Annotated in this window: 13 protein-coding genes and 1 tRNA gene; 6 read left to right on the top strand and 8 right to left on the bottom strand. The window is 41.1% G+C overall.

The window, feature by feature from the left end; all coding sequences use genetic code 11:
* Window positions 1-23: 23 nt before the first annotated feature.
* From J1G40_RS17010 to J1G40_RS17000, 3 genes are read left to right on the top strand one after another with little or no spacing between them, the layout of a single operon-like run.
* Entirely contained in the window at window positions 24-668 is a 645-nt protein-coding gene (locus J1G40_RS17010) for a hypothetical protein (RefSeq protein ID WP_265243863.1), read from the top strand.
* 22 nt (window positions 669-690) lie between these two features.
* Complete coding sequence (locus J1G40_RS17005) at window positions 691-1146, top strand: DoxX family protein (protein WP_265243862.1); 456 nt, start codon at window positions 691-693, stop codon at window positions 1144-1146.
* A 2-nt stretch (window positions 1147-1148) separates the two neighbouring features.
* Complete coding sequence (locus J1G40_RS17000; protein ID WP_265243861.1) at window positions 1149-1688, top strand: NADPH-dependent FMN reductase; 540 nt, start codon at window positions 1149-1151, stop codon at window positions 1686-1688.
* Window positions 1689-2460: 772 nt separating this feature from the next.
* On the opposite strand, the gene J1G40_RS16995 is transcribed toward J1G40_RS17000, so the two are convergent.
* The 7 genes from J1G40_RS16995 to J1G40_RS16965 all read right to left on the bottom strand — a co-directional run bounded on the left by J1G40_RS16995 (window position 2461) and on the right by J1G40_RS16965 (window position 8529).
* Window positions 2461-2535, bottom strand: a tRNA-Val gene (locus J1G40_RS16995).
* A 95-nt stretch (window positions 2536-2630) separates the two neighbouring features.
* Entirely contained in the window at window positions 2631-3842 is a 1212-nt protein-coding gene (locus tag J1G40_RS16990; protein ID WP_265243860.1) for a bifunctional folylpolyglutamate synthase/dihydrofolate synthase, read from the bottom strand.
* Window positions 3843-3845: 3 nt separating this feature from the next.
* A complete protein-coding gene (locus tag J1G40_RS16985; RefSeq protein WP_265243859.1) occupies window positions 3846-4745 on the bottom strand; it encodes an energy transducer TonB in 900 nt (299 codons plus the stop codon).
* Window positions 4746-4812: 67 nt separating this feature from the next.
* Window positions 4813-5199 (bottom strand): ExbD/TolR family protein, encoded by a 387-nt coding sequence (locus tag J1G40_RS16980; protein ID WP_265243858.1) that lies wholly within the window; start codon window positions 5197-5199, stop codon window positions 4813-4815.
* A 9-nt stretch (window positions 5200-5208) separates the two neighbouring features.
* The gene (locus J1G40_RS16975; protein ID WP_265243857.1) at window positions 5209-5901 is read right to left on the bottom strand and encodes a MotA/TolQ/ExbB proton channel family protein; all 693 of its coding nucleotides are present in this window, start codon (window positions 5899-5901) and stop codon (window positions 5209-5211) included.
* A gap of 50 nt (window positions 5902-5951) precedes the next feature.
* A complete protein-coding gene (gene nhaD, locus J1G40_RS16970) occupies window positions 5952-7286 on the bottom strand; it encodes a sodium:proton antiporter NhaD (RefSeq protein ID WP_265243856.1) in 1335 nt (444 codons plus the stop codon).
* A gap of 16 nt (window positions 7287-7302) precedes the next feature.
* On the bottom strand, window positions 7303-8529 hold the full coding sequence (locus tag J1G40_RS16965; RefSeq protein ID WP_265243855.1) for a Glu/Leu/Phe/Val dehydrogenase dimerization domain-containing protein: 1227 nt from the start codon (window positions 8527-8529) through the stop codon (window positions 7303-7305).
* 310 nt (window positions 8530-8839) lie between these two features.
* Between J1G40_RS16965 and J1G40_RS16960 the strand changes: the two genes are divergently transcribed.
* From J1G40_RS16960 to J1G40_RS16950, 3 genes are all read left to right on the top strand, one after another.
* On the top strand, window positions 8840-9982 hold the full coding sequence (locus J1G40_RS16960; RefSeq protein ID WP_265243854.1) for an acyl-CoA dehydrogenase family protein: 1143 nt from the start codon (window positions 8840-8842) through the stop codon (window positions 9980-9982).
* Between the two features lie 258 nt (window positions 9983-10240).
* Window positions 10241-14749 carry a glutamate synthase large subunit gene (gltB, locus tag J1G40_RS16955; protein ID WP_265243853.1) on the top strand — a complete coding sequence of 1503 codons (4509 nt, stop codon included), beginning with the start codon at window positions 10241-10243 and terminating at the stop codon, window positions 14747-14749.
* Window positions 14750-14756: 7 nt separating this feature from the next.
* Window positions 14757-16223: a glutamate synthase subunit beta gene (locus J1G40_RS16950; protein ID WP_265243852.1), complete on the top strand. Its 1467-nt coding sequence runs from the start codon at window positions 14757-14759 to the stop codon at window positions 16221-16223.
* 75 nt (window positions 16224-16298) lie between these two features.
* On the opposite strand, the gene J1G40_RS16945 is transcribed toward J1G40_RS16950, so the two are convergent.
* The gene (locus J1G40_RS16945) at window positions 16299-17885 is read right to left on the bottom strand and encodes a sulfatase (protein WP_265243851.1); all 1587 of its coding nucleotides are present in this window, start codon (window positions 17883-17885) and stop codon (window positions 16299-16301) included.
* Between the last annotated feature and the right edge of the window lie 179 nt (window positions 17886-18064).

The following is an 18064-nucleotide window of genomic DNA, read 5'->3' as shown; positions in this document are numbered from 1 at the left end:
TGCTCCTGTCGGAATTTTGAAGCATGAAAAAAATCATAATCATTACATTTTTAATAACAATTGGATTTGCAAACTATTTGCAAGCACAATTTACACAAGTGGAACTGTTTTCTGGTTTTGACAAAACAGATTTTACATTATTCTCAAGTTATACTATTAATGAGGGCAAGACTCTCAGCATTAATACCCTGGCTTTCTTTCAAAAATTTAAAGATGAAGAAAACCAAGGCTTTGATGAAATAGGTGTTCAACCAACACTATTCTGGAATATTAATAAGAATATTGCTATTGGTCCCTCTTTATATTACAACAGTTTTGCCGGGTATTCGGAACGTTTGTCGGCAAAGTTCACACTAAAAATTTCACGAGTATTATTTGTAATTATTCCTACAGTTGCCCATTCTGAGCAAACTGATGCGAGCTATGCAGAAGCATTTGTACAGTTCCAGTTCAACAAATCTTTAAGTGATAAAGTATCTCTTTGGTTAAATGGTCAGTTTTTAACCATTTGGGATGAATTCAAAACGCACTCAAGAAGTTATCAGCAATTACGTATTGGTGTGTCATTAAATAGACATCAGTTTGGTATCGGTATGGACTTTGACCAGTATGGGCCAAAACCTATAGAAAAATCATCTTTCGGCGTGTATTACCGGAAAACTTTATAAACAATTTTAAATCTTAAATATCATGAAAATTTTAGTCAAAAAACTTTTAACAACTCATCCAAATATCGGATTTAGCATTGCGCGATTAACACTTGGTCTAGTACTATTTCCGCATGGTGCACAAAAATTACTAGGCCTCTTCGATGGTTATGGTTATTCAGCAACTATGGAAACATTTACTACACATATGGGTTTACCAGGTATTGTAGCCTTCTCAGTAATAATGATTGAGTTTTTCGGCTCTATTTCATTGGTTCTAGGAATCTTCAGTAGGTTTTGGGCCTTATCATTAGCAGGAATGTTCCTGGGTATCATTTTTACTACGCAGTTAGAACATGGCTTTTTTATGAATTGGTTTGGTAATCAAGCAGGTGAAGGTTACGAATATTCTCTTTTAATTATCGGTCTTGCCTTAACCATAGTAATAAATGGTAGTGGAAAATGGTCAATAGATAATCTAATCTCTAAAAAACAATAACAATGAAAAAAATAATTACAATATCAGGGAGCAATAGTCAAAAATCTATCAACAAAAGTTTAATATCCCACACCAGTAATTTATTAGAAAACATAGAGATTATTTCAATCGACTTAAACGATTATGTCTTACCCATATATGGAGTTGATTTTGAAGCCGAAAATGGTATACCTACTGCGGTTAAAAGGCTAGATGAGTCATTTAACAAGGCCGATGGTTTTATTATATCTCTTGCCGAACATAATGGATCTTATGCCGCGGTATTTAAAAATACTATAGACTGGTTGTCTCGTGTAAATATGAAAATATGGAGAGATAAACCAATGCTTTTAATGGCGACTTCACCGGGCGGCAGAGGTGGTAGAACAGTTTTACAAGCTGCTAAGGCCTATTTCCCATACTTAGGGGGTAATGTAACTGCAGATTTTTCATTGCCAAATTTCTATGATAATTTTTCAGATGGTGAAATTTCTGATAATGGATTAAAAGAAGAATTGAACAAGAAAATTCAATTCTTTGAAGACCATTTGAATGGTAAATAATTAAAGGTTTTATCAAAAAAAATATCAATAAGCTTCTAACATTTGACGCATAATTAATATTTTTTTCAAAACCAATAAACATGAATTCAGAAAACACTTTAATCATGGGAGGAACTGGAGTTAAAAAAGGATTATTTCCATCCTGTCCTTCATCCCTGGTGGGCAACCGGGCCGAACAAGAATAAAAGCTCCGGTGAAAATTTAATAGTGAGGAGCCACCTTGCCCTGCCGTAGCGGCTACGCGAAGGCGAGGGGGTGGTGCGTTGGCCTCCCATTTTTATCAGAATGGATGGAAGGAGGATTAACTCCTTACAGTCGTTCATCCCTGGTGCGCAACCGGGCCGAACAAGAATAAAAGCTCCGGTGGAACTTTTATAGTGAGGAGCCACCTTGCCCTGCCGTAGCGGCTATGCGGAGGCGAGGGGGTGGTGCGTTGGCAAACTATAATAACACTCATATTTAGGAGGATTAACTCGCCATGCTCGTTCATCCCTGGTGCGAGACCGGGCCGAACGAAGATAATAGGTCCTGAGGACCTATTATAGTGAGGAGCCAGGTGGTGCGTTGGCAAACTATAATAACACTCATATTTAGGAGGATTAACTCGCCATGCTCGTTCATCCCTGGTGCGAGACCACTTCTGCAAATAGATAATCAATAGCCGCAATAGCGGCTATTTTTTTTATTCCTCAAGAAGATGAAAATAAACTTTCACTTCTTTCGGGAATAAAAAAATCCATTAGCTGAAAGCTAATGGATTATCTGCTTGATGTGGGCGCTGAGGGATTCGAACCCCCGACCCCCTCGGTGTAAACGAGGTGCTCTAAACCAACTGAGCTAAGCGCCCCAAAAGGGAGTGCAAATATAGAATAGTTTTTTGTTACCTAAAACAAAATCCGGCAAAAAATTACCCGTGATTACGAACACAGTGAAGCAATCTCATCATACCACCTCAGCAACCGTAAAAGTACTGCCGCCTACAAATACAAGGTCTTCTTTCCCAGCATTACTCAGGGCAATTTCTAAAGCCCGGGGTACGGAATCATAAACCGCACCTTCTAATCCATAGCTGTTAGCTGCGTTTTTTAAAGTATCCGAACTCAAGCCCCTGGGAACCGCCGGGGATGAGAAATAATACTGTGCTCCTTTTGGAAACAAAGGGAGTATCTTATCTAAATCCTTGTTCTTAACCAAACCCAGGACTATATGCAGCGATTTAAATTGCTGTTGGCTTAATTGCTCTAATACAAGGCTTAATCCTTCACTGTTGTGTGCCGTATCGCAAATCACCTTGGGCTGGGTTTGCAGTATTTGCCACCTGCCCATTAATCCCGTGTTCTGCACCACATTTAATAATCCCGCCTTTATATCTTCTTTATTGATCTCAAAACCTTTTAGCATTCTCAAACATGCAATTACCCCTTTTACATTTTTAGCCTGGTAATTACCTAACAATGAAGTCTCATAATCCTCTGCTATTTCGTGTTCTGCAAAAACAATTTCGGCATCTTGTCTTTTGGCGATACTTCTAAATTCATCGGCCAGTTCTTCCTGATATTCACTAATCACCACAGGGACTCCTTTCTTAATAATTCCACCCTTTTCCCTGGTTATCTCTAACAGACTCTCCCCAAGCATATCGGTATGGTCCATTCCAATATTAGTGATCAGGGCGACTTCAGGGCTAATTATATTGGTGGCATCCAGTCTGCCTCCCAGACCAACTTCAATAACGGCGATATCTACTTCCTTCAACGCGAAATAATAAAAGGCCAACCCCACAGACATTTCAAAAAATGACAAACCCCGTTGTTCAAAGAAGGGCTTATTGTCCGCTACAAATTTTATCACAGCCTGCTTATCAATGGTCTCCCCATTAATTTTAATACGCTCACGATAGTCTTTTAAATGTGGAGAAGTATACAACCCTACTTTATATCCTGCCTCCTGAAGCACAGAAGCCAGCATATGAGTGCTAGAACCCTTGCCATTGGTTCCGGCCACATGAATGCTCTTAAATTTGTTATGAGGGTCTCCCAGGTGACTGGAAAGCGAAAGGATATTGTCTAGTTTAGCGTTTAAGGCGGTCTCACCCATCTGCTGGTACATTGGAAGTTGCTTAAACATCCAATTCACGGTTTCCTGATAGGTCATTTCCTATTCCCCAAGTTTAAAGTTCACTACTACAAATCCTATTTGCTGACTGGGGGCTTTGGAGTCTAAATTCCATTTGTGCATAAAAGCCGTTTTCTTGGCCGGTTCCAGTAAACATGGATGACTATTTGTAGTGCCTTTTACTCCAGGGGTGGCACTGACAACTTTTCCATTTCTGTCTACAACAATTTTTACTACTACCCTTCCTTCCTGGTTGCACTCTTGTTGCACTTTTCCCTTGCTCACCAAAGATCTTCCACTAAGGCCATAACCTCCTGTACCACTTCCCGAACCCGGGGCACCGTAATAACTGGTAGCATAAGGGTCTCCCCCCGGTTGGCCTTTATCTCCTGCCCTGTTATCGTCACCTTCACTACCCGTTGCCTCACCATCAGACTTGTTTAAGCCTCCCATAAGCTCATCGAGCTTTTTCTTTTTGGCCTCCTTTTCCTTCCTGGCCTTCTCCTCAGCAGCCTTTTTCTCGGCCTCAATTCTTTCGGCCTTGGCCTTTGCAAGTTTAGCAGCTTCTTCGGCCTTGCGTTTGGCCGCCTGTTGTTGCTTTATTCTAATAGCTTCAGGATCTTCTGTGGTCAGCACCTTTTCGGTAGCTTTTTCTGTTACATCCTCTTCGGCCACTTCCTCGGGCGGTGCAGCCTCGGTCTCCTCTTCTACCTGTTCTTCTACTACTTCCTTCTTTTCCGTAGGCTGGGCCTTTATCTTTTCTTTTGGCTGTTCATTCCCCATGCCAAATTCCATGGTGCCAAAATTCACCGTTATCCCATTCTCTATTGGCGGTTCCATATAGGTAAGTCCAATGTAGAACAACAATAGCAGCAGTACGCTTAGCAGAAAAGTAGTAAGCGTAAAAGACTTCTTCTTATGTCTCGTATCTAAAAATGACATAGTGCCCAACTAGTTTTTAAAAAGAAAATCCGGGAATCTTGAGTTCGAATGGAAACTAAATAACATCCTAGTTTGGACGTACAGCTAAGATCACCTTATAGCTATTCCTGTTGGCAATATCCATGACGTTGACAGCTTCTTTTATAGCCACATTCTCTTCCGCTCTAAGGATAATGGTAGGCTTCTCCTCGCCTTCCAATGCTTTTTTCAATTCAATTTCAATGTATTCTCCGTTGATTCTTTCATTATTTACAAAATATTCCAGGTCCTTGTTAATGGTTACCGAAACATTTTGGGTATTGGTAGACTTCCCTTTTGCTTTTGGCAGCAACAGATCCAATGCATTTGGAGAATTTGCCGTCAACATAAAGAAAATCAATAGCAGGAAAACAATATCTGTCATAGATGACATACTGAAATCCGGGCTGATTTTATTTCTTCCTTTCAATTTCATAATAGACTCCTAAACAGGTTCGTTCAATAAATCTAAAAACTCCACAGCATTAGCTTCCATCTTGTGTACTACCTTATCTGTTCTGTTTACCAGGTGGTTATACCCCATATAAGCTATAATACCAACTACCAAACCGGCGACGGTGGTGGTCATTGCAGTATATATTCCTGAAGCCAAAGCGCCCATTTCTGCTTGCCCCCCACTACTTGCCATTTGATGGAATGCCAAAATCATACCAATTACGGTTCCAAGAAACCCAATCATCGGGGCAGCACCTGCAACAGTGGCCAGAATATTGACATTTTTTTCCAGTTTATATACCTCCAGGGTACCTGCGTTTTCAATAGCAGTATTTATATCATCCAGTGGTTTCCCTATTCTGGAAACTCCTTTTTCTGTTAATCTTGCTACCGGTGAATCTGTCTGCGCACATAATATTTTTGCGGCTTCCAATTTACCGTTCATTACATGATCCCGAATCTGATTCATGAAATTCTTATCTATTTGCGAAGCGGCCTTAATAGCTAATAATCGCTCAAAGTAAATGTAAAGCGCAACGGCCAGCATGGCGAAAAGCACAGAAATTATAACGATACTACCTGTACCGCCATTGAATATTAAATCTATTACTGAAAGTGTTTTTTCCTCAGAAGCTATTTCACCTAGTTGGGTCTCGTCCACAAGGTCTTGAAACATTATCATATATTCTCTCTTATTAAAGTTGCCTTTATAACGGTATTTTATCGATAAAATTATGCATGAAGCACAAAATCGCGCAATAAAATAAATGCAATGGCTCCGGCCACAAATCCAACCATGGCCAACCAGGCAATTTTCTTAAGATACCAGAAGAAATCTATCTTTTCCATCCCCATGGCAACAACCCCAGCGGCAGATCCGATAATAAGCATACTTCCACCCGTTCCGGCAGAATATGCAATAAAGTGCCATAACGGACTATCAGCAGGTTCTGAGAACATTCCCATACTTGCAGCTACTAAAGGTACATTGTCAATTACGGCAGAGCCTACCCCAAATAACATTACAACTATATCCAGATTTGGAATTGCCTCATTTAAGCTCGCTGCATAATGAAATAAATAACCCAGAGATTCCAGAGCGGCAACGGCTAATAAAATTCCAAGGAAGAATAAGATACTTGGGAGCTCTATTTTAGACAAAGAACTGTGTACAGGACTGTGATGACCCACCGTATCGTGTTCTTCACTATCGATCCCTGAAATGCTGAATTTTGTACCACTGTAAATTTCGGCAAAAGTAGCTACCACAGCTAATGAAAGCATCATCCCAACATAGGGTGGTAAATGTGTTATGGTTTTAAAAACCGGCACAAAAATTATAGCTCCCAGCCCAAGGTAGAGCATGGTGGCCCCAAAGGGCGACTTTGCAGGCTCCTTTTCAAATTCACCATCTATCATCCCACTAAAAGCCTTTTTTCTCGATGCTATTAGCCCGGGAACTACCATACAAATTATAGAAGGAATCAGTACATGAATTACCAATTGGACGGTGGTCACCTTCTCTGCAATCCATAACATGGTAGTGGTTACATCTCCAATTGGCGACCAGGCCCCTCCAGCATTTGCGGCAATTATAATAATACCGGCAAACCAAAGTCTGGTTTCTCTGTCTCTTATAACTTTTTGAAGAATAGTAACAAGTACTATAGTTGCGGTAAGATTATCTATAATGGCCGATAAGATAAATGCCAGTAATGAAAATAGCCATAACAACTTGCGCTTGCTTCTGGTTCTGATATATCCCTTTATGGTTGCAAAACCATCGAAATAATCAATAATTTCAACTATGGTCATTGCGCCCAATAAGAATACCAGAATCTCCGCCGTTTTCCCCAGATGATGCAATAACATTTCATCCAGATGCGAAGGTTCTAACTCTTGTATTTCTGCATTGACCTCAAAAACCGGTAAATGTGCCAGGGCAATAATTGCCCATAAAATGGCCATCATGGCCAGTGCCGGAATTAGTTTGTCTATTTTAAGGTTATGCTCGAGGGTTATTGCTAAATAACCCACAAGGAATACAATAATAATAATGGCCTCCATAGTTGGTTGGTTTTAGTTAAATGAGCTGCTTAATTGCAATCTCAAAAGCGGTTCTACTTATATTAGTTTTATATGTCTTCTGCTTAAAGATATTCAAAATTGCCTTTCGAATGGTATTTGAAGTATCATTAAATATTTTTTCATCGTCCATTCCTACCCTTCTTTCCATAAAATATGCGAAAACGCGGGCCATTCCACAGTTCGAAATAAAATCCGGGATCAGGCTCACTCGTTCATCTGTATACTCCATAATAGGACCAAAGAAAATCTCTTCATCTGCAAAAGGTACATTAGCCCCGCACGAAATTACCTCAAGACCCGTATCTATCATAGTGGATATCTGATCTTTGGTAACCAGCCTGGATGCAGCGCAGGGTACAAATACCTCTGTTGGCAATTTCCAAATACTTTGATTAATCTCCTCAAAAGGAATCAGATTTTCCGCCATTAAAGCATTGCCTTTTTTATTTCTGAAAAAATCCTTGATCTCCTCAAAAGTAAACCCTTCTTCATTCACCACCCCGCCTACGCGGTCTATTATTCCAACTATTTTGGCGCCCATCCCTGCCAGATAAAAAGCAGCTGCAGAACCTACATTTCCAAAGCCCTGAACAACTACCCGCTTGCCAACAACGCTATCGCCATAAATATCGTAAAAATGTTTTACAGCCTCCGCTACACCAAAACCAGTGATCATATCGGCTACCGTATATTTCCTGCGTAGATCGGGGGAATATTTTTCGCTCTCTAACACTTTTTTTACCCCAAGCCTTAACTGACCAATTCTATTTATTTTATCGGCCTCTGTAGGTTTAAAATGGCCATTAAACACCCCTTCCTGAGGGTGCCAAACCCCAGCATTCTCGGTAATCGGGATGACCTCGTGAATTTCATCCACATTTAAATCTCCACCCGTTCCGTAATAACTTTTCAATAGTGGAGAAACGGCATGATACCACCTTTCAAGAACGCCTTTCTTTCTTGGATCACTGGGATCGAAATTTATACCAGATTTAGCTCCTCCAATCGGAGGGCCCGAAACAGTAAATTTTACTTCCATTGTTTTGGCAAGTGATACTACTTCATTCATATCCAAACCTATTCGCATTCTGGTTCCTCCGCCTGCTGCGCCTCCCCTTAGCGAATTTATAACCGTCCAACCCTCGGCTTCTGTCTCGGGGTCTTTCCAATTAAATACAATTTCAGCGGGTTTATTTTCATACTTCTTAAGTAATTCTTTCATTTCCATGACTTCCTAATTTTATGTTGCACTAATTACACTTCTAATTCTCTCTTAAACTTCCTCTTGTATCCCCAAAAGGGGTTAGTGCTGTCTCATAACTTTAGGATTAAATGAAATAGGCTGTGCTATAAGTGACAAATATAAAAATATTGCTCAGGTTACACCTTGTTTCTTCGCTTATCTCCTACAAAAATACGGCTGGTGCACTTTAAGTAATATTTAAACAATTCTTAATTTATCGTCTTGCTTATTGAATATTATCCAACATACAGCTATATTTGCATTGGTTTTTTATCAATATCATATAGGAATGGATTTTACACTTACCGAAGAACAATTAATGATTCAACAGGCAGCCAGAGACTTTGCCCAAACAGAATTATTACCCGGAGTTATTGAAAGAGATGATGCCCAGGAATTTCCTGAACAGCAGGTAAAAAGAATGGGAGAATTGGGGTTTATGGGCATGATGGTAGACCCAAAATACGGAGGAAGTGGTTTAGATACCCTTTCTTATGTGCTAACCATGGAAGAACTATCAAAAGTTGATGCTTCTGCATCTGTCGTGGTATCAGTAAATAATTCGCTGGTTTGTTGGGGCCTTGAAACCTATGGTTCCGAAGAACAGAAGATGAAATACCTTACTCAATTAGCCTCTGGAAACTGCATTGGGGCATTTTGCCTGTCCGAACCGGAAGCTGGAAGTGATGCCACCTCTCAAAAAACAACTGCCATAGATAAAGGCGATCACTATATTCTCAACGGGACCAAAAATTGGATCACTAATGGAAATTCCGCCGAGGTATATATTGTAATGGCACAAACCGATGTTGAGAAAGGTCACAAGGGTATCAACGCCCTGATTATTGAAAAAGGAATGGAAGGATTTGAAATTGGTCCTAAAGAGAACAAATTGGGTATACGCGGAAGTGATACCCATTCCCTGCTTTTTAACGATGTTAAAGTTCCTAAAGAAAACAGGATAGGGGAAGACGGATTTGGTTTTAAATTTGCCATGAAAACCCTGGCCGGTGGTCGTATAGGGATTGCAGCGCAAGCCTTGGGGATAGCCGCAGGAGCCTATGAACTTTCTAAAAAGTACGCCAAAGAAAGAAAGGCCTTTGGCAAGGAAATAGGCAAACACCAGGCGATTGCTTTTAAACTGGCCGATATGCACACTCAAATTGCAGCAGCCCGTCATTTAGTCTACAAAGCGGCCTGGGATAAAGACAATAATAAGAATTATGATGTGACTGGCGCAATGGCCAAGTTGTACGCCTCTCAGGTAGCAATGGATACCGCTATAGAGGCAGTTCAGATACATGGCGGCAATGGTTTTGTAAAGGAATACCATGTGGAAAGAATGATGCGAGACGCCAAGATTACACAGATTTATGAGGGCACCACGGAAATACAAAAAATTGTTATTTCCAGAGATCTTCTTAAAGATTAATACAACCACATATCACTATTGGCTTAAATACTTGATTTTTCTTCTTATTGACTTCTCTTGTTGTTCGGAAATTTGGTCAATAAATTTCCCTGTTTTGCGTATTCTTCATTATCAAAATCACAATTTAGCTCCCCATAAATAGGTATTTTGAATAATATGCAACCTTTATTTCAAAATAATTAATTTCTTGTTTGATTAACGTCTTCAAGCTGTATATTATTCAGCTAAAATGATATTTTTGAATAAATATGATAATGTATGAAGTTGGAGCAACAAGGACTTTACTTTCCAGAATTTGAACATGATAATTGCGGTGCAGGATTTATCTGTAGCCTGAAAGGACGGAAGTCTAATGATATCATCCACAAGGCCCTGGAAATATTAGATAAATTAGAACATCGCGGTGCAGTAAGCGCTGACGGGAAAACAGGAGATGGCGCGGGTATACTTATAGATATCCCCCATGAATATTTTATAACACAATGTAATTTTGAATTGCCAGAACCGGGATCCTATGCCGTTGGCAATATCTTCCTTCCCCGTAAAGAAAATCAACGAAATTTCTGTATCGAAATTTTCGAGGAAAATATAAAGAAGCAAGGGCTACAATTACTGGGTTGGCGAGATGTGCCGGTAAACAGATCAATCCCAGGAAGGATTGCAATGGAGACAGAGCCATTTGTAAAACAATTATTCGTTGGAAAAGAAAATAAAGAACAAACTTATTTCGACTTCAACCTAAAACTTTATATCGCCAGAAAGATTACGGAACATACTGTTAGCGGATCCAAATTATCAGAGAACAAATTCTTTTATGTCCCGAGTCTATCCACAAAGATCATCATATTTAAAGGGTTGTTGATGCCCAATGATATAAAATTGTACTACAAAGATCTGATGGATCCGGCAGTGGTGACCAGATTGGCATTAGTTCACCAGCGTTTTTCTACCAATACCTTCCCCACCTGGGATCTTGCGCAACCATTTAGGTATATGTGCCACAATGGTGAGATTAATACATTAAGGGGTAATGTATCCAGAATGACCTCAAGAGAGGAGTTATTGAAAAGTGAACTTTTTGGAGAGGATATCAAGAAAATCCTCCCGGTGATACTCCCCGGGAAATCGGATTCGGCCACCATGGATATGGTTGTTGAGCTGCTCCTTATGACCGGAAGGTCCTTACCCGAAGTGATGATGATGCTGGTTCCTGAAGCCTGGGAGAAGAATACCAATATGTCTGAAGCGAAACGCGCTTTTTACGAATACAACTCCTGTTTAATGGAACCCTGGGACGGGCCGGCTTCTATTCCTTTTACTGATGGAAATTATATAGGAGCTGTATTAGATAGAAACGGGCTGCGGCCGTCGCGCTATTCTGTCACTAAAGATGGTTATGTAATTATGTCTTCAGAAGTAGGGGTAATAGACATAGCACCTGAGAACATAGAATTTCACGGAAGGTTAGAACCCGGAAAAATGTTTTTGGTAAACATGGGGGAAGGGCGTATTGTTAATGATGAAGAAATAAAAGAAGAGATAGCCCAGCTAAGGCCTTACAAAAAATGGCTGGATAAAAATATCGTCTATCTTAAGGATATCCCTTATAACGATTGTCCTTTATTTCTAAACGAGGAATCTCTCGTAAAAAGAAAGTCGGTTTTTGGATATACTCAGGAAGATATTAATACCATCATCCTTCCAATGGGCAAGACAGCCAAAGAACCTATAGGATCTATGGGCTCAGATACCCCAATTGCGGTATTGTCAGAACGCCCTCAGCTGATATACAACTATTTTAAGCAATTATTCGCTCAGGTAACCAACCCACCACTTGATGGTATCAGGGAGGAGCTGATTACAGACATCAGCCTGACCCTTGGGGAAGACCACAACATTTTCGACTATACCGAACTTCATTGCAGGAAACTTAAAATTCAAAATCCGGTAATTTCCAAGGAAGATCTGGATAAGATTAAAAATTACGATGCCAGTCCGGATTATAAAGTAGTATCTATCCCCATCCTCTACGAAATTAAGCGGGGGCACAATGGCCTGGAAGATGCTCTAGAAGCCATCCTGGATAAGGCCTCAAAGGCCATTGACGAAACCACCAATATTATAATTCTTTCAGACAGGAATGTCAGTAAGGACCTGGCACCTATACCCGCCGTTTTGGCCTGTTCCTATGTGAACAGTGGATTGCAGAAATTGGGGAAACGCTCAAAGTTGAGCATTATCATAGAGTCTGCCGAACCCAGAGAGGTACATCATTTTACAACACTTTTCGGTTTCGGGGCAAGCGCAATTAACCCATATCTGGTAAATGAAATCATTGGGGAGCAAATAGAACAGAACGACATTACGGAATACTCCTTTGAAGATGCTATTAAGAATTACAACAAGGCTGTAGGTAAGGGAATTTTAAAAGTGATGAATAAAATAGGTATCTCTACCCTTAATTCTTACCGGGGTTCCCAATTGTTTGAATGTATAGGGATAAATACCAAAACGGTAGAGAAGTATTTCCCCGGAACGCCAACCAGAATCCAGGGTATAGGATTATACGAGATTGAAAAAGAGATCGCTAAAAGACACAAGAAGGCATATTCAGAGAAAGAAATAGCTGCTAACCTTGATCTGGAAGTGGGCGGGGAATACCGATGGCGTCGTGATGGCGAAAAACATATGTTCAACCCATTGTCTATTGCCAAACTACAAAAGGCTGTTCGCGGAAACGAAGCTGATACTTATAAAGAATTCTCAGCAATGGTTAACGAACAATCCAAAAATCTGCTCACCATCAGAGGCTTATTCGAGTTTTCTAATTACGACCCTATTCCACTTGAAGAGGTTGAACCATGGACAGAAATTGTTAAGCGCTTTAAAACAGGTGCAATGTCTTATGGCTCCATAAGTAAGGAAGCCCACGAAACATTGGCTATTGCCATGAACAGAATTGGCGGTAAAAGTAATTCCGGTGAAGGTGGAGAGGATGCCGAGAGATTTTACAAAAATGAAACGGGTGACTGGCGTAATAGTGCCATTAAACAGGTGGCATCCGGAAGATTCGGAGTTACCTCCAATTATCTGACAAATGCCAAGGAAATCCAGATTAAAATGGCTCAGGGTGCCAAACCAGGAGAAGGCGGCCAATTGCCAGGGCCAAAAGTTAATCCCGCAATTGCCAAAACCAGGAATTCCACACCCTATGTAGGTTTAATATCGCCTCCACCACATCACGATATATATTCTATTGAAGATCTGTCGCAATTGATCTACGACTTAAAATCTGCAAACCGAAAGGCAAGAATTAATGTTAAACTGGTTTCAGAGGTAGGGGTTGGAACAGTTGCCGCCGGGGTAGCCAAAGCCAAAGCCGATGTTATCCTTGTTTCAGGATTCGACGGGGGTACAGGGGCATCACCTCTTACTTCATTAAAACATGCAGGCTTACCATGGGAGCTAGGGATAGCCGAAGCACAACAAACTTTGGTGATGAACGACTTAAGGAACAGGATTGTTCTGGAGTGCGACGGGCAGTTAAAAACTGGTAGGGATGTTGCTGTTGCCTGTTTACTCGGAGCCGAAGAATTTGGTTTTGCCACGGCCCCATTAGTTGCCTCAGGCTGTATCATGATGCGTGTATGCCATCTGAATACCTGTCCTGTAGGGATCGCAACTCAAAATCCTGAACTAAGAAAGAAGTTTGAAGGCAAACCGGAACATGTGGTTAACTACATGTATTTTGTAGCACAGGAATTGCGCGAAATTATGGCGCAATTGGGCTTTAGAACCGTAAATGAAATGGTGGGTCAGGTTCAAAAATTAGACAGAAAAAAGGCCATAAACCATTATAAAGCATCTGGTATAGATCTCAGCCCTATATTACATCAGGTAGATGTACCTCAGGGGACTAAGTTTTACAACACCGAGGCTCAGAAGCACGATGTGGATAAATCTATAGAATTCGAAATCATAGAAAAAGCCACCCCATCCTTATTTAGAAAAGAAAAACTGAAGTTAGATTTTCCTATTCATAATACCGATAGGGCTGTTGGGGCAATTATCAGTAATGAAATTTCCAAAACTTATGGCGCGGAAGGTTTACCCATAAATACCTTGAGAATAAACTTTACAGGATCGGCCGGACAAAGTTTTGGCGCTTTTGCAACCAGAGGGCTGACACTGACGGTAAATGGAAACACCAATGATTATCTCGGAAAAGGCCTTTCGGGCGCCAAACTGGTTATTAAAGTTCCGGATGGAGCAACATTTGTCCCTGAAGAAAATGTAATAACGGGTAACGTTTCACTCTATGGAGCTACAGCTGGCAGGGCGTATATAAATGGAAAAGCCGGAGAACGATTTTGCGTAAGGAATTCAGGAGCCAAAACTGTTGTAGAAGGCATTGGTGATCATGGGTGCGAATATATGACAGGAGGTGTAGCAGTGATCCTTGGAGAAGTAGGCAGAAATTTTGGTGCAGGAATGAGCGGAGGAATTGCCTATGTATATGATAAGAATAACACCTTTGAAAAAAGATGTAATAAGGAAGCATTAAACCTATTGCCTGTTGAAAAAGAGGAAGACATTAAGGAGTTAAAGGAATTAATTGAGAGCCACTACAATTATACCATGAGTCCTCTGGCACAAAGAATTTTGGAAAATTGGGATACCTGCCTGCCGAAGTTTGTAAAAGTATTCCCTGAAGAATACAGACAGGCCTTAATTAGATTAGAAGAAGAAAAATTACAGACCACATAATCAGAAGATGGGAAAGACAACCGGATTTTTGGAGTTTGATAGAAAAGTTGAAGCCTATGCCCCCGCGGAGGACAGGGTAAAAAACTATAAGGAGTTTACCCTTCCAATGAAGGAAAAGGAAATAAAAGATCAAGGTGCCCGCTGTATGGATTGTGGCATCCCGTTTTGCCATAGCGGTTGTCCTCTTGGAAACCTTATTCCGGATTTCAACGATGCAGTGTACAGAGGTAAATGGGCGAAAGCAGCTAATATTTTACACGCTACAAACAACTTTCCCGAATTTACGGGGAGGTTATGTCCTGCGCCCTGTGAAGAAGCCTGTGTTTTAGGGATAAATGAGGATCCAGTTTCTATCGAAAATATTGAGAAAAATATTGTTGAAACCGCGTTTAAAAACGGATGGGTGGTTGCAAACCCACCAACTGAGCGGACTGGTAAGACAGTTGCAGTAATTGGCTCCGGACCTGCAGGTTTAGCTGCTGCTCAGCAATTAAACCGGGCAGGACATACAGTAACCGTTTTTGAGCGTGATGAGAAACCCGGTGGGTTGCTCCGCTATGGTATTCCAGATTTTAAAATGGAAAAACATATCATAGACAGGCGTTTGGCCATTTTAGAAGAAGAAGGTATTTTATTTGAATGTGGGGTGCATATTGGAGTTGATAAAAAAGCAGATGATCTAAAGAGCCAATTTGATGCCGTAGTCCTTTGTGGTGGCGCCACAGTAAGAAGAAATTTACCCATAAAAGGGGCCGACCTTAAAGGGGTTACCCAGGCCATGGATTTTCTTGCACAAAATAACAGGCGGGTTGATGGGATTAAAGATCTTGGCGAGGAAATACTGGCTAAAAATAAAAATGTCATCGTAATTGGTGGAGGAGATACAGGTTCTGATTGTATTGGCACTTCCTTCAGGCATGGTGCAAAATCTGTTGTTAATTTTGAAATTATGCCCATGGCAACCACAGAGCGGCCAGAAGATCAGCCCTGGCCTTTTTGGCCAATGAGGTTAAGGACAAGTTCTTCCCATAAGGAAGGGGCTGAAAGATTTTTTAGCATCTCTACAAAAGAGTTCATTGGAGACAAAAATGGCAACTTAAAAGGATTGATTACCACTGAGGTTGAATGGAAAAAAGTTCCAGGACAACGCCCTGTTCTTAAGGAAGTTGAAGGAACAGAAAAGCAGTGGGATTGTGATTTAGCCCTGTTAGCCTTAGGATTTACCGGTTCTGAAATGAGTGTAGCAGAGCAACTGGGATTGGAAGCAGATACAAGAACCAATATCAAAGCAACCGAAAAAGATTATGCCACTAATGTTCCGGGGGTTTTTGTTGCAGGAGATCAGCGCAGGGGACAGTCTCTTATTGTCTGGGCCATATCTGAAGGCAGACAGGCAGCTCACCATGTTGACGTCTTTTTAACGGGTAGTTCTAATCTACCACTAAAAGGAGAAGGTGATCTTCCAAAAATTTAACTAGTTATTGTTTTAATTGAATAAGGCTGCCCATAAAGAGCAGCCTTTTTTAATGGGTTTATCTTAACCTGATAGTTATTCTTTTGTGACCTTGCTACCCCACCAATCTTCATTGGGAGCAAACCCTTCAGTCAGCACTTCTAACCTTTGCTTTTCCAATGAAGGTAATTTCTCTTTAACTATTTTCTCATGTCTTTCTTTGGCCAGAAGCAAATCATATTCGGGATCACTCTCTGGCATATTCGCCCCAACTGAAGCAAGCCAATTCAACAATTTATTTGCCATTTCACCTGTTCTTTCCGGCTGCTGCGATGCAACATCAACCCGTTCCCCCGGGTCTGCTATCAAATTGTAGAGTTCATCATGACCATCTTCCCAGTAATGAATCAATTTCCAACCCTTTTCCAGGATTATGGAAGAAGGATTTCCTCCCTGATTACCATAGTGTGGATAATGCCAGAATAACGGACGTTCTACCTCCATTTCCTTCCCTTCCAACAGCGGTCTCAGGCTCAGACCGTCCTGATGTTGGTTAGGCATGAGCTCCAAACCGGCAAAATCTAATAAGGTGGGGTAGAAATCGGTTCCGGTTACCGGGTAACTGCTGGTTTTCCTTCCGTCACTAAGCCAGGGTACTTTTATTACGTAAGGTTCGCGAATTCCGCCCTCCCATTGGTACCCTTTACCGCCTCTAAATGGCAAGTTTGAGGTTGAAAAAGAATCCCCGGAGGCTACTCCTCCATTGTCTGATGTAAAGACAACAATAGTGTTATCTTCCAATCCATTTTCTACAAGGCTCTGTAATACATGTCCAACTGCATCATCCATGCTTTCTACCAAACCGGCATATATTGGATTGTCCTGTACCTGTCTGATAGGAAGCACTCTTTCCATTATATAGCCACTGTTTGCCGGGGTTTTCGCATTTGCTTTATCCCGGTATTTTTGCCATTTATGCTGAGTAGTTTGTATTGGCCCATGAACGGCATAAAAAGATAAGAAGGCGAAAAATGGAGCATCCTTCTGACTACTTATAAAATTTGATGTTTCTCTGGCCAATCGCATGCTGAGGTTCTCCCCTTTTTCCAAATTTGGCAGACTCGGGTTTTCCCAGGGTGAATAGTATCCACCGATAGGACTACCTTTTTCCCACCCGCCTTTATTCACTTCAAAACCATGTTGCTGGGGATACGAACCTTCACTACCCAGATGCCATTTCCCTGCAAAAAAGGTAGTATACCCTGCATTCAGCAGCGCTTCTGCCAGCGTTGTATCCTGCGCAGACAATTCGTGCTCATAATTTGCGGGCAATAACTTATCATGCCTGTTAAGTGTTCGCCATTCCGTTCCGGATTTGGCACCTATCCAATCGGTGATTCCATGCCTTGCTGTAAATTTCCCGGTCATGATACTGGCTCTTGACGGACTACAAACCCTGCTGGCGGCATATCCCTGTGTAAATACCATTCCCTGGCTGGCCAATTTATCTATGTTGGGGGTTTCATAAAACTGGCTCCCTGAAAAACCCAGATCCATGATTCCGAGGTCATCTACTAAAATGAATATAATATTGGGTTTGGATCGGGTTGTTGCTGACTGTTTTTTGCAGCTGCTGATGGTTAGCAACCCTAAGACACAAATAAGGAATGAATACCTGGACATAGCGGATGATTTACATCTAAAGATAGGTAAAACATCTACCCCGACTAAAGTGCAGGGACTTTCAGGCAAAAAAAAACCCTGAAGTAAAACGAGTTTACTTCAGGGTTCGAAGAAGGCGGCGGCCTACTCTCCCACTTGGTGTAGCAGTACCATCGGCGCAGACGGACTTAACTTCCCTG

The sequence above is a fragment of the Muriicola sp. Z0-33 genome, from assembly GCF_026126425.1.
In the GTDB taxonomy this organism is placed as follows: Bacteria; Bacteroidota; Bacteroidia; order Flavobacteriales; family Flavobacteriaceae; genus JAFMPW01.
The sequence above is the reverse complement of the archived record's forward strand: the minus strand, read 5'-3'. Positions and strand labels throughout refer to the sequence as shown.

Coding starts and splice junctions, on each gene's coding strand:
- J1G40_RS17010 (WP_265243863.1), top strand. CDS start 24: ATGAAAAAAATCATAATCATTACATTTTTAATAACAATTGGATTTGCA.
- J1G40_RS17005 (WP_265243862.1), top strand. CDS start 691: ATGAAAATTTTAGTCAAAAAACTTTTAACAACTCATCCAAATATCGGA.
- J1G40_RS17000 (WP_265243861.1), top strand. CDS start 1,149: ATGAAAAAAATAATTACAATATCAGGGAGCAATAGTCAAAAATCTATC.
- J1G40_RS16990 (WP_265243860.1), bottom strand. CDS start 3,842: ATGACCTATCAGGAAACCGTGAATTGGATGTTTAAGCAACTTCCAATG.
- J1G40_RS16985 (WP_265243859.1), bottom strand. CDS start 4,745: ATGTCATTTTTAGATACGAGACATAAGAAGAAGTCTTTTACGCTTACT.
- J1G40_RS16980 (WP_265243858.1), bottom strand. CDS start 5,199: ATGAAATTGAAAGGAAGAAATAAAATCAGCCCGGATTTCAGTATGTCA.
- J1G40_RS16975 (WP_265243857.1), bottom strand. CDS start 5,901: ATGATAATGTTTCAAGACCTTGTGGACGAGACCCAACTAGGTGAAATA.
- nhaD (WP_265243856.1), bottom strand. CDS start 7,286: ATGGAGGCCATTATTATTATTGTATTCCTTGTGGGTTATTTAGCAATA.
- J1G40_RS16965 (WP_265243855.1), bottom strand. CDS start 8,529: ATGAAAGAATTACTTAAGAAGTATGAAAATAAACCCGCTGAAATTGTA.
- J1G40_RS16960 (WP_265243854.1), top strand. CDS start 8,840: ATGGATTTTACACTTACCGAAGAACAATTAATGATTCAACAGGCAGCC.
- gltB (WP_265243853.1), top strand. CDS start 10,241: ATGAAGTTGGAGCAACAAGGACTTTACTTTCCAGAATTTGAACATGAT.
- J1G40_RS16950 (WP_265243852.1), top strand. CDS start 14,757: ATGGGAAAGACAACCGGATTTTTGGAGTTTGATAGAAAAGTTGAAGCC.
- J1G40_RS16945 (WP_265243851.1), bottom strand. CDS start 17,885: ATGTCCAGGTATTCATTCCTTATTTGTGTCTTAGGGTTGCTAACCATC.